Raw genomic sequence first — 12851 nt, 5'->3', positions numbered from 1 at the left:
TAGTAATATTATATTTTTCGGCTAATAGTTAAGCCATCTCTAATAGGTAGTAAAACAGTTTCTATTCTTGGGTCTTCTTTTAAAAGTGTATTAAACTCTAAAACAGCATTGGTAGAAATGTCTTTTGGGTCTACTGGTTCAATCACTTTTCCATGCCATAATACATTGTCAGATAATATGATTCCGCCAGGTCTTAATTTGTCTATTATTAAATGAAAATAATTAACGTAGTTAGGTTTGTCAGCATCAATAAATACCAAATCAAAAGATTTGTCTAGCTTTGGAAGTATGTCAATTGCACTTCCTAAATGCTGATGTATTTGCTGCCCAAATTCTGATTTATCAAAATATTTACGCTGAAAATCTTCCAACTCCTCATTAACATCAATAGTATGTATTTCGCCTTCCGGATGTAACCCTTCCGCTAAACATAAAGTAGCATAGCCAGTAAAAGTCCCTAGTTCTAAAACAGATTTTGGTCTTATTAATTTAGAAATCATACTTAATACGCGACCTTGATAAGGTCCGGACAACATAATAGGTTGTAATATTTTTTGATACGTTTCTCTAGTTAATTGTTGTAATAATTCGGGCTCATCTTGACTGTGAGCCACAACGTAGTCGTCTAATTTTTCTGGTAAAAAATACATTATCCTAAAATACGTTTAACAAGTTTATCTTTAGCAGCTTGGTCATCTCCACATAACCATTGGATTACGTTGTCTTCCCAAATAGCATCACGTTCTGTTTCTGTAATAATTTTTCGGTCTATGGCTAAATCTAAAATTTTTCCAGGGTACGAGCTTTGTTTCTCGCTTTCCATTTCCCCTAAAGGATAAGGATCATCAAGTCCCATTAAAACCTGTTTAGAACCTTGGTTTTTTAATAACAAATCCAAACCACCAGTATCATGCACTAACGTGTCAAAAAAGATGTTTTTATGCCCAACCGCTTTCCTTGGGTGGCTTTTACCTTCAAATAAATCGGGTCTACCATCAAAACCTTGGATACGACGTCCTAGGTTTATTTGTGCTAATTGTCCACCATGTGCAAAGCAAGTACGCATATTTGGATACTTATCTTGATAACCATTTAAAGTTAAAAAGTGATAGGCATCGGCACATTGTGCTAACATCCATATCAAGTGAAAACGCCAAGACGTGTTTTCTAATTTTATAAATTTTTCTCCATCGTAAGGATGTATTTCTACAGCTAGATTATACTTGTTAGCCATTTCAAAAATAGGCTCGTTTTCTTCGTCAAAAATACAACGCCAAGTTCCAATAGTATCCATGTAGTGCGTTGGTAAGCATAGTAATTGCATGCCTAATTCTTCCACACAACGTTCAATTTCCCAACAAGCACCTCTAACAAAACCAGGATGTACTACAAAACCACAAGTAAATTTACTTGGGTTTTCGCGTTGCACTTTGGCATTAAAATCGTTCTGAAATTTAAGCGCTTGCTTCATTTCTTCCACACGCAATCCGTTACCGTATAATTGCGATAAGTTTAAAACTACTGCATGGTCAATTTTAAAACGTTCCATCCAAGCTAGTTTTTCATCTAAAAAAAAACTAGAATCGGTAATTGGTCTGTTCCAATCTTTTTGAAGCATAAATTTTCGGTCTTTATCCACCCAGAAAATTTCTTTGTCTTGCATAAACTGAGGGATTTCCTCTGGATATGGCAATAAGTGGGAGTGCCCGTTAATTCTAAGTTTGCGTTTTTCCATATGTTGTGTCATTGCTGGTCTTTAGGTGTGGCAATTTTTGTCTTAAATTATTTGTTTTATTCATTTTTTGCTTGTCCAAAAAACGAACCAAAAAAAGACATCCAAGCCAAGGAATTTTTCAGTTTTAAACTGAAAACCGATACGAAAACTTCGCGTCGAACGTAGTTCTCCTGCTCTCGAAGCTTTTCTTAATCTATTCTTCGCCTTGGCGTTCAATTTTACAAATTGATTGGGGACTTTCAATTAAGCTAATGTTATTTTTAATCCCATCTTTATTTTTTTTGCTAACTGCTAACTGCTAACTGCTAACTGCTAACTAGTTTTCTAACTTTACCTTTTGTGGTGGTTGCATGATAGCCGAGCAGTTTGGACATGTACGTTTGTCTAAATCGCCATAATATTTATCGAATATTTTTGGCATATCGGTTTCAATATTTTTTACTGTAAAATCTTCTTCGTATAGTTTTGTTGTGCAATTTTCACAAAACCATAATAAGGCATCTTGCACACCTTTTTCTCTTGGATATTCAATTACCAAGCCAACTGTATTTGCACCACGTTGTGGCGAGTGTGGTACTTTTGGAGGTAACAAAAATATTTCACCCTCTTTAATATGAATATCTTTTGGCATACCGTCTTCAATAACCTTTAAGACAATATCACCTTCAATTTGATGGAAAAATTCAGGTGTTTCGTTATAATGGTAGTCCTTTCTATTATTTGGTCCACCAACAACCATAACAATAAAATCTCCATCTTTCCAAACTACTTTATTACCAACGGGTGGCTTTAAAAGATGTCTATTTTCTTCAATCCAAGCTTTAAAATTTATAGGTGGAAATAATTTACTCATTGTATAATATTTTGGGCGTTACCCTAAACAGGGTCAGGCTTTCAAGGCTCGCTCTCTGCGAGGAGCTCAAACAAACCTTTCAATCCTTAACGCGGATTCATCAATTCAATAAAATTAGTGATAATTGAACAGATTGCCACGATTTTTTAAAAAGAAAAAAATCTCGCAATGGCAGATGGAATTATAAACTCTTTGTTCTTCCGCCATCAACCGGAAGATTAATTCCGTTAATATAACTAGCACGTTCGCTTGCTAAAAAAGTAATTGCATCAGCTAGCTCTTCGGGCTTTGCAAAACGTTTTGCAGGCACAGCACTTTTCATAGCATTTGCAGATTCTTCTTCTGTATTTCCTGATTTGGCAGATTTGTTTTTAATAATTTCTGCCAAGCGATCGGTTCCAGTAGCACCTGGCAACACGTTGTTTACTGTAATTCCAAATTGACCAAGCTCGTTTGCTAATGTTTTACTCCAATTGGCAACAGCACCACGAATAGTATTACTCACGCCAAGACCATCTAAAGGTTGTTTGACTGATGTTGAAATAACATTTATAATTCTACCAAAACCTTCGCTCTTCATAAAAGGAACTACTGCTTGTGCTAACACGTGATTGCATTTTAAATGCTGAGTAAAAGCAGCTTCAAATTCATCAACTTCTGCTGAAAATACTGGTCCTCCCTTTGGTCCACCTGTATTATTTACTAATACATGAAACCCATGATTTTGTTTTACGTAAGCTTCTACCTTTTCTTTTAATTCCTTTGGGTTAGAGAAATCAGCTACAATATAATCGTGATTTCTATGCTGAGGTAATTCCTTTAATGTTGCTTTTAACTTGTCTTCATTTCTAGCAATAAGGGTAACTTGTACACCTTCTTCAGCTAACGCTAAAGCTGTTGCTTTACCTATTCCTGCTGTGCTTCCGCATACTAATGCGAATTTGTTATTTAAGTTTAAGTTCATATTCTAAGTTCTTTTGTAACCTCTCGACTGCGCTCGAGGAGACATATAGTTTTAATTAATGTTTATTTGTCTGCTCGAGGAGATTATTCGTGTAAATTATATTTTTAGTTTTAATGTCTGGTCAAACTTATTCGAGACCTAATTTTAATTATATTTTTTAATTCACCTCTCGACTTCGCTCTAGCAGACGATTCGTTTATGTTTTTAGTTTAAATGTCTGGTCGAGCGCAGTCGAGACCTTATTCGCTATCTGGATTATATTTTGAATGACTAGCATTTCTACATTCAGATAAAATTTGTAACAAATCATACTCATCATTTGCTAAGGCATATTTCTTTTTTGAACTCCACTTTTTTATTTTCTTTTCAAAAAATATTGCTTGTTCAATATCGTTAAATTCTTGATGAAAAATTAACTTTAATGGTCTTCTTTTAAAAGTGAAACAATTTTTGTTTAATCCATTTTGATGCTCTTCTAATCGTCTGGATATGTTATTTGTAACTCCTGTATAGGTTAAATTATCAGAACATTGTAATATGTAAACATAATAAGTTTTCATAGTAAACCTCTCGACTACGCTCGAGGAGACATTTAGTTTTCAATTTATAAGATTCCCACTTTATTGGGAACTAGTATTTTATACAAACATTCTTGGCCTCAGTAAAAAAGCGTAATGCTTCAAAACCACCTTCGCGTCCAACTCCAGAAGCTTTTACACCACCAAAGGGTGTGCGTAAATCACGCATCATCCACGTGTTTACCCAAACTATTCCGGTTTGTAATTGGTTACTCATGCGCATGGTACGTTTTAAGTTGTTGGTCCATAATGTTGCTGACAAACCATACTTTACTTTGTTTGCCATAACTAAAACATCGTCTTCGGTATTAAAAGGCATTATAGTTACTACAGGTCCAAAAATTTCCTCTTGGTTTACTCTGCATTCATCGTTTGGAACTTCAATAACGGTTGGTTCCAAATAGTAACCGTTTTCATAATCTTTTACAGTGACTTCATTTCCGCCACAAAGGATTGTTCCGTTTTCCGCTTTAGCGATATTTATATACTCTTTTACTTTTTCTAAATGTGGTTTGGATACTAATGCTCCAATGTTAGTGGATGCTTCAGATGGATGACCAACTTTTAACGCTTTCACTTTAGTGACAAAATCTTTCTTGAATTTCTCATAGATAGATGCTTCTACAAAGATGCGACTTCCGCATAAACAAATCTGTCCTTGATTTGCAAAGGACGAGCGTACGGTTGTGTCTAACATATCATCATAATCACAGTCCGCAAAAATGATATTTGGATTTTTTCCTCCTAATTCTAAAGATAGTTTTTTAAACATTGGAGCTGCTACTTTTGCAATATGTGCTCCTGTTGCTGTTCCTCCTGTAAAACTAATCGCTTTAATGTCTTCGTGTTCTATAATAGCTTGTCCAGTTGAACCTCCTAAACCATGTACAATATTTAACACACCTTTAGGTAAACCAGCTTGGTTACAAATTTCGCCTAATAAATAAGCAGTCATTGGAGTGATTTCGCTTGGTTTTGCAACCACACAGTTTCCTGCAGCAATTGCAGGAGCAATTTTCCATGTAAATAAATATAGTGGCAGGTTCCAAGGTGAAATGCAACCAACAACACCAATGGGTTGACGTAAGGTGTAATTTATTGCTTGTCCAATGCTTTCGTGGCTTTCGCTGGCAAACTGTGTTATGGCATTCCCGAAAAAGCGAAAGTTACTTGCTGCTCTTGGTATATCTACTGCTTTTGCTAAGCTAATCGGTTTTCCGTTGTCTTTGCTTTCTGCTTCCGCAAAGCGTTGCAAATTAGCTTCTAATAATTCAGAAATCTTTATTAAAATTCTACTACGTGTTTCTATACTAGTTTGTGACCAACTTGGAAAAGCTGATTTTGCAGCGATATATGCGTTTTCTACATCCTCTTTTGATGAGTTTGGAATTTGTCCGTAAACTTCTCCATTACTAGGATTGTAATTGTCTATCCAAAGGTCTTGCAATGGATTATGGAATGCTCCGTTAATGTAGTTTTGAATTTTCATTTATTGTTTCTTATAAGCCATTACCTTAATTTCAACCACTAAATCGGGATGTGGTAATTGATGTACAGCAACCGTCGTTCTGGTTGGACCTGTTTCTTTATCAAAAAATTCAGCGTAAGCTTTATTATAATCTGCAAAGTCATTCATGTTTACTAAAAATGAAGTCACATCTACAACATCTTTTAGACTGGCACCAACTTTTTTAAGATTGGTGTCTATGTTTTTTAAAACTTCTTGCGTTTGTGTGTATGCGTTTAGTTTTTTAGTTCCCATCTCGTCGATGATATCAACTCCAGCGATACTGTTGTCTGCTTTGCGAGAACTTGTTCCTGAAACGAAAATGAAATCGCCAACTTGTTTTACGTGTGGATAGGCTCCTCTTGGTGTTACTTTAGTTCCTTCGTTCATTAATTTTATGTTTTTGCGTCATCCTGAACTTGATTCAGGGTTTGATTATTTTTCTAGTTTGCTACTGGCTGCTTGTCGGCTATTTTAAACCTGCAATTTTATCGTCTTGTAAAATAGCTTCTGTTTGTATTTTTACTTTTTCCAAAATATCTTTTAGATTATCTGATGTTTTAATAATTCCGTCGTCTAAAAGGTTTAGTATGGCTTTATCTTGAGCACGACCTCTAAGCATTGCTTCGCGATAGCCAATATGCTCGTTAAAAGTAACTAAGCTATATTTTGATGAATACTCATTAGGGAATTCTTTTTCTAATGCTTGTTCAATTTTTCGTTTTTCTTGAAATATAGCTTGACCAACATGGTCTTTCATTTCGTGAAAATTATCTATAGCCAAATCTGCAATAGCATCTGTATCTTTTTTTCTGGTTTTCTCGTATTCTGTAAAAACTGTTTCCCAATCGCCTTCAAATTTATCTAATACAGCGTCAAACTCGACAACATCTTCAAAAGACGCATTCATGCCTTGTCCGTAAAAAGGTACTATTGCGTGTGCTGAATCTCCCATTAATAGGGTGTTGCCTTTATAGTGCCAAGGAGAACATTTTACCGTACCTAAAGGAGCTGTTGGGTTTTCAAAAAAGTCGTCCACCAGATTAGGCATTAAAGCTAATGCATCTGGGAATTCTTGTTGAAAAAACTCGGTTACAATTTCTGGAGTAGTTAAGTTGTTAAAATTATATTCACCTTCAGCATAGCTTAAAAATAGTGTTACAGTAAAGCTACCGTCTAAATTTGGTAGTGCAATAACCATAAAATCCCCTCTAGGCCATATGTGTAAAGCGTTTTTGTATGTTTTGTAATCTCCTGTTTTTGTTGGTAATATGCTTAACTCTTTATAACCATGTGTTAAGTAGTTTTGAGAAAAACTGAATAAAAATTTACGCTCTAAATAATAACTTTTTCGTAAAGCAGAACCAGCTCCATCTGTTGCTATTATACAATCGGCATCTTCAATAAATTTGTCTTTAGAAGTATAATCTTCAAAAAGAGCAGTCTTGTTTTCAAAATCTACCGATTTGCATTTTTTATTAAAATGAAAGGTAACATTATCATGTTTTTCGGCTTCATCTAAAAGTAAAGCGTTTAATCCACCTCTTGATATTGAGTTTATATATTCATGATCACGACCACTATAATTGGATAAAAACGTGTTACCTTGTTTATCATGAATCATTCGACCATTCATTGGTATACAAAGTGCTTCTACTTGTTTTTCTATACCAACTAGTTTCATTGCTTTATTACCTCTGTCTGAGAATGCTAAATTGATAGAACGACCTGCAGATATGTCAGTTTTGCGTAAGTCGGGACGCATCTCGTACACGTTAACATTATAGCCTCTTTGTCCAAGTCTTAGAGCTAGTAAGCTTCCGCAAAGTCCTGCACCAATGATTAATATGTTTTGTTTATTAGGCATGTAATTTTTTCTTTATTAACTGTATCTCTTCGTAAGTTAATCTTAACTTATTTAAGGATAACTGTTGTTGTTGATTATTTGAGTCATTAAAACTTAAAGTATTATTCATGCTGTTAAATTTTAATTCTTTAAAATTATGATACTCTATGTTTGTAACTACAGTGTCTTTAATTAAGACTACTATTCTTTTGTTTGTGATAAATAGATAATCAAATTGGTTATTGGCAAAAAAGCTTAGTAAACCTAGTATTTGATATTGCCAAAATCCAATATCACTTTTTTTCTTTAGTTTTAGTAATACTGTTTCATCACTTATTATTTTGTAGAAAGTGTTCAAAGTAAAATTATAGTAATTGTTTTAGACGCTCCACCATAATGTAAACATCTTGAAAACTATTATATAATGGTATAGGAGCACATCTGATAACATCAGGTTCTCTCCAGTCTGTTATAACGCCTGCATCTGTTAACTTGTCGTACAAAGATTTATCTGCATTTTTAACTTGGATCGACAGTTGGCATCCTCTTTCGTTAGGATTACTAGGAGTAATTATTTTTATATCCTTGTTGTTTAATTGGTTTATTAAAAACTCAAAATAACCAGTTAATACTTTTGATTTTTTACAAAGTTTATCAAATCCAGCTTCTTGTATTACATCTAAAGACGCTCTAATAGCAGCCATAGATAATATCGGTGGATTTGAAAGTTGCCAACCCTCTGCACCTGGAAGTTGGTCAAAATCGTCACGCATTCTAAATCGTGTCTTTTTGTTATGACTCCACCATCCAGTAAATCTATTTAAATCTTTATTATTAGCATGACGCTCGTGCACAAACGCACCAGATAAACTTCCTGGTCCAGAATTTAAATATTTGTATGTACACCAAACTGCAAAGTCTGCACCAGAATCGTGTAAATTTAATTGGACATTTCCTGCACCATGAGCACAATCAAAACCAACAACACAGCCATGTTTATGACCTAAATCAGTAATTCGTTTTAAATCAAAAAACTGTCCTGTATAATAGTTTACACCACCTATCATGACCAACGCTATCTCGTCACCATGTTGATTTAAAATAGCTTCTAAATCGTCGTAATTGGCTAGTTCTTCGCCTTTTCTAGCTTTCCATAATATCAAGCCTTCTTTGTCGTCATAGCCATGATGACGTAATTGAGACTCTACTGCATATTTATCACTAGGGAAGGCATCAGCCTCTATTAAAATTTTATAACGCTTAGGTGTAGGTTGATAAAAACTAACCATCATAAAATGTAGGTTAGCAGTTAATGAATTCATTACTACAACTTCCAATGGTTTAGCACCAACGATATTAGCCATAGTATCTGTTAAAAACTCATGATAATGTAGCCAAGGGTTTTTACCTTCGGTATGTCCTTCAACTCCTAAATTTGCCCAATCTTGAAGCTCTTGGTCAATATAAGTTTTAGTTATTTTTGGTTGAAGACCTAATGAGTTTCCGCAGAAATAAATTAAATCCTTTCCGTTTTTATCTTTAGGAATGTGGAATTGTTGACGGTAGTCAGCCAATTGGTCTTCGTTATCTAATTGTTTAGCAAAATCTAAACCTAATTTATAGTTGGTCAAAATGGTTTGTTTTTAGGTGTCCAACAAAAATAAGAATAATTAGGTTAGAAAGGAAGTAGTTGGTTAAGACAAAAAAAGGGTTTCATAAATATAAATTATGAAACCCTTTGAGATATATGTTGACGCGTAAAGCGGAATAACTTTATATACGTTTTAAGTTTTAATTTGGACTTTATCTAATTCATTTTTATTGAAATATTAGAAAAATTTAAGTTCCAATTACTATCATTCTGTTTATGATCCTTAGCTATTTTAATACCGTTGTAGTCTTGATAATTTTCAAAAGTTGTGATCATTGAGGGTTTTGTAGTATTACCTTGTCTAAAAATCCATTCTTTAATAATGTAATTTTTATCGTAGTAAAAATCATAGGCATCACCAGGTGTGTAACCACCATCACTGGTATATGTTAGTGTTAGTTTGTTTAGTTTAACCTTGCTAATTGGCGCTAATTCTACAATTGTATCAGTAATAGTTGTGCCTTTATCCCATGATATTTGAAAAGGTGCTAAAAGCCAAAATTTATCGTTTATAAAACCACGATCAGCCATCATTGCTGTACTGTCCATGTTGCTTCTGTTGTACGATATAGTGTCTTTATCCGTAATTAGCGTAACTTGTTTGGATTTTGGTTGCCACGACCAAGAGCGTTCAAAATGTGTGCTATCTTTATCTACGTTAAAAGTAAAGTCAATTTGGGTTACATTTTTCCAATTTGATATTCCGTTAGCGTTAGCAATTTTTTGAGCAGTAGTCAGTTGTATTTGAGTTGGTTTAACCTCTTTTTTACAAGAAAAACTAACTATAGCCATTAATATAAGTAATAATTTTTTCATCATTTTTTTATTGCAAAGATACGGAAGCCTTTTATTTAAAATAGAAATATTAAATTGGGAACAAATACCAATATTATGAAAACTGATTATTTTAACACCAATAAATCTACTTGGAATGAAAAAGTAAAAATTCATGCCACGAGTGACTTTTATGATATGGATGCCTTTAAAAAAGGAGAAACATCCTTAAAACACTATGAGTTAAAGGCATTACCAAATGTTAGAGGTAAATCGTTGTTGCATTTACAATGTCATTTTGGTCAAGATACACTTAGTTGGAGCAGGTTAGGAGCTAAGTGCGTGGGTGTTGATATTAGTGATGAAGGTATAAAATTAGCCCAAACTTTAAATAACGATTTGTCATTAAATGCCAAATTTGTTTGTTGTAATGTTTTAGATACCTCTAGTCATGTCAAGGAAACTTTTGATATAGTGTTTACAAGCTATGGTGTTATAGGTTGGCTACCAGATTTAAAACCATGGGGAAAAATGATAGCTGAGCGTTTAAACAAAGGAGGTGTCTTTTATATTGCAGAATTTCATCCGATAGTTTGGATGTTTGATTATTTAGAAAAAAAGCCTGTAATGCGCTATGCTTATAATAGGGATGAGGTTATTTATGAAGAAGAACAAGGTACTTATGCAGATGAAACTGCTGATGTGCTATCTAAGACCTATTCATGGAATCATGGTTTAGGCGAAGTTATAAATGCCTTAACCGAAGCTGGGTTACACATTGATTATCTAAATGAATATGATGAAAGTCCGTATAACGTATTGCCAGACTTAATCGAAACTAAATCTGGCAATTTTGAATTAAAAGAAAAACTATATCCTCTTATTTTTGAAATAAAAGCAACTAAACTTTAGTTTTTGATAATCATTTTTGAACCAATCAGTTTATCAAAACTATAAATCTTTATAAAGTAAGATCCTGATTTAATTTGACTTAAATCTACTGTAGCTTCTTTGCTATTTGGATTTTTATCAATTACTTGTTGGCCTAATATATTATAGACTTTAAAGTTGGTTACTTGCGTGTTAGATTTAAATGATATCAGACCATCTGTTGGATTTGGGTATAACTTAAAATTAATATTTTCAATATCTATAACACTTAATGTGCTATCTGTAATATCCAAATTAAAAGTTGAACTATAATTATTACAAGCATCAATTTGGTATGTGACTGTATAATTTCCTGTTGTTGATGCTGCTGTATTAATTTCTCCAGTTGCTGCATTTATTGCTAATCCTGGCGTACTAGAGAACGTTCCAATTGCACTACCTGTAATTATAGGCGTTGGATTGCTATCCGTTATACTGTAACTATTTGAAGCGTATTCAAAATCTGCAAAATCGTTATAATGTATGTCTAAAAAAGATACTATAACTGTAGCATAATCATCAGCAAATGGTACTAATGTTTGTGGTCTAGTATCATAAGTATTTCCATTGTAAGTCCCTAAATCTCTTACGCGTCTATTAACTTCTGTCATTATACCATCTATACTTCCACCACCACCAAGTCCATCGCTTGCTGCAGGTCCAGATCCATGACGTTTATTGCTGTAAAAGTCTCCATCAAAATAGGAGTTAGAATAAGGACGTGTGTCATCACAACTTGTTGATCCTCCATTAAAGTCACTTGGAAGCGTACGATATCCACTACTAACACCACATTGAGAGTAACCTTGTGCATTGTAAAAAGCACCTCCAGTATCACTAAATATACCACCTAAACTATTTGGACCTCTTACTAATTGTTCTTGTGTTAACCCTCCAATGTTATTAGTTACTAAGTTGGAAATTGTAGAATTAGATACTGTATTAAGAAAATTTGTAGTTGTGTTATTTAAATCTGAAGCGGAAATATTATAACCAGCTTCTATTCTTGGTATAGCATGACTTTGACCATGTAAGTCTATGTAAAGACCTTTGCCAAACGTGTTCATAACATCAGCACTTGCAGTGTCAATAAAATTATGGTATTCATTCCAGTAAAATAGCGCATCTGAGTCTCCACATGTAGCCTCAGCAGACGCTCTGTTTGGATCTAATTTACTTCTGTGTAAATTGTTTATAATAATGTATGGATAACAACCTGTTTGATCATATACAGATTGCTGTATTTCTCTAATTAATATATCAGTATTGTCATCTCTTTCAACCGTTCCGCAGTTTCTATCAGGTAAACTATTATCGTTATCAGGATATGAAGTGCCTCCAATAGTAAGACCTGACTGTTTTACGCCACCATGTGGTGCTGAAATTATAATTGGAATATTACCTGGTATGTATTCAATATAATTGTTTCCGCTGGAATCAAATTGAGATATTCCCGGAAAAGGAGGAGCAGGTTGTTCTAAAGCAAAGTAGATTGTTTGCGAAATTTCGCTATTGGTAGCAGACGTATTAAAGGAACCATTAAATGTAAATGCCGATTGACCATCAGTGGTAATGGTTAAGCTACCTGATCCATTCCATCCATCACCATAAGTATCATAAACGATAACATAGTAACCAGCAGTAGTACTATTGTTTACTGGGTAATCCATTGGAATGGTTGAAGTGGAGTAAGGATTTGCTTGACTACCAGATCCATCATAACCGTTATCTATAGTCACTAATAATGTTCCATTAGGATCATAAAACTCAACTTTATTTTCTGTTGACCATTGTGGCCAATTAACAGATAAAACTACTTCTGTATTTTGAGCAGAACAAATTGAAAAGAAAACGATAGAAAATACTATAAGTAATTTTTGTTTCATGGATTAATAGGTTAATTAACGATTTATTGTAAATGTAATTAGTATTGCACTTAGCAAGTCTAATTACATTTACAGCTTAATTTTAATCGCTAAAATAACTTATTTAACCGATAAACAGTTTTTTAGG

At 33.8% G+C, this 12851-nt stretch carries 13 protein-coding genes; 1 reads left to right on the top strand and 12 read right to left on the bottom strand.

What is annotated here, in order from left to right; genetic code table 11:
* Nucleotides 1–8: 8 nt before the first annotated feature.
* The 11 genes from B2989_RS14965 to B2989_RS14915 all read right to left on the bottom strand — a co-directional run bounded on the left by B2989_RS14965 (nt 9) and on the right by B2989_RS14915 (nt 9953).
* Nucleotides 9–650, bottom strand: a complete 642-nt coding sequence (locus B2989_RS14965) for an O-methyltransferase (protein ID WP_292950034.1) — start codon at nt 648–650, stop codon at nt 9–11.
* On the bottom strand, nt 650–1735 hold the full coding sequence (locus B2989_RS14960; RefSeq protein WP_145002903.1) for an amidohydrolase family protein: 1086 nt from the start codon (nt 1733–1735) through the stop codon (nt 650–652). The genes B2989_RS14965 and B2989_RS14960 overlap by 1 nt, the downstream gene beginning before the upstream one ends.
* Nucleotides 1736–2051: 316 nt before the next feature.
* Nucleotides 2052–2588, bottom strand: coding sequence for a 3-hydroxyanthranilate 3,4-dioxygenase (locus tag B2989_RS14955; RefSeq protein WP_292950031.1), 537 nt, complete (start codon nt 2586–2588; stop codon nt 2052–2054).
* 181 nt (nt 2589–2769) lie between these two features.
* On the bottom strand, nt 2770–3552 hold the full coding sequence (locus B2989_RS14950; RefSeq protein WP_292950029.1) for an SDR family oxidoreductase: 783 nt from the start codon (nt 3550–3552) through the stop codon (nt 2770–2772).
* A gap of 239 nt (nt 3553–3791) precedes the next feature.
* Nucleotides 3792–4112 (bottom strand): GIY-YIG nuclease family protein, encoded by a 321-nt coding sequence (locus B2989_RS14945; protein ID WP_292950027.1) that lies wholly within the window; start codon nt 4110–4112, stop codon nt 3792–3794.
* Between the two features lie 70 nt (nt 4113–4182).
* Nucleotides 4183–5619 carry an aldehyde dehydrogenase gene (locus B2989_RS14940; protein WP_292950025.1) on the bottom strand — a complete coding sequence of 479 codons (1437 nt, stop codon included), beginning with the start codon at nt 5617–5619 and terminating at the stop codon, nt 4183–4185.
* On the bottom strand, nt 5620–6027 hold the full coding sequence (locus B2989_RS14935) for a RidA family protein (RefSeq protein WP_292950023.1): 408 nt from the start codon (nt 6025–6027) through the stop codon (nt 5620–5622). It abuts the gene before it with no gap.
* A 79-nt stretch (nt 6028–6106) separates the two neighbouring features.
* Nucleotides 6107–7504 (bottom strand): FAD-dependent oxidoreductase, encoded by a 1398-nt coding sequence (locus tag B2989_RS14930; RefSeq protein WP_292950021.1) that lies wholly within the window; start codon nt 7502–7504, stop codon nt 6107–6109.
* Nucleotides 7497–7841, bottom strand: a complete 345-nt coding sequence (locus B2989_RS14925) for a PH domain-containing protein (protein WP_292950019.1) — start codon at nt 7839–7841, stop codon at nt 7497–7499. Before B2989_RS14925 ends, B2989_RS14930 begins: the two co-directional genes overlap by 8 nt.
* A 7-nt stretch (nt 7842–7848) precedes the next feature.
* The gene (kynU, locus tag B2989_RS14920) at nt 7849–9114 is read right to left on the bottom strand and encodes a kynureninase (protein ID WP_292950017.1); all 1266 of its coding nucleotides are present in this window, start codon (nt 9112–9114) and stop codon (nt 7849–7851) included.
* Nucleotides 9115–9290: 176 nt separating this feature from the next.
* Complete coding sequence (locus B2989_RS14915; RefSeq protein WP_348661666.1) at nt 9291–9953, bottom strand: hypothetical protein; 663 nt, start codon at nt 9951–9953, stop codon at nt 9291–9293.
* Between the two features lie 72 nt (nt 9954–10025).
* Between B2989_RS14915 and B2989_RS14910 the strand changes: the two genes are divergently transcribed.
* Nucleotides 10026–10820 carry a class I SAM-dependent methyltransferase gene (locus B2989_RS14910; RefSeq protein WP_292950015.1) on the top strand — a complete coding sequence of 265 codons (795 nt, stop codon included), beginning with the start codon at nt 10026–10028 and terminating at the stop codon, nt 10818–10820.
* Here B2989_RS14910 and B2989_RS14905 read toward each other — a convergent pair.
* Nucleotides 10817–12724: a T9SS type A sorting domain-containing protein gene (locus B2989_RS14905; protein ID WP_292950013.1), complete on the bottom strand. Its 1908-nt coding sequence runs from the start codon at nt 12722–12724 to the stop codon at nt 10817–10819. The genes B2989_RS14910 and B2989_RS14905 overlap by 4 nt on opposite strands.
* Between the last annotated feature and the right edge of the window lie 127 nt (nt 12725–12851).

This window comes from Olleya sp. UBA1516 (assembly GCF_002323495.1).
Lineage (GTDB): Bacteria > Bacteroidota > Bacteroidia > Flavobacteriales > Flavobacteriaceae > Olleya.
This window is presented reverse-complemented; position numbering and strand designations above follow the sequence as displayed.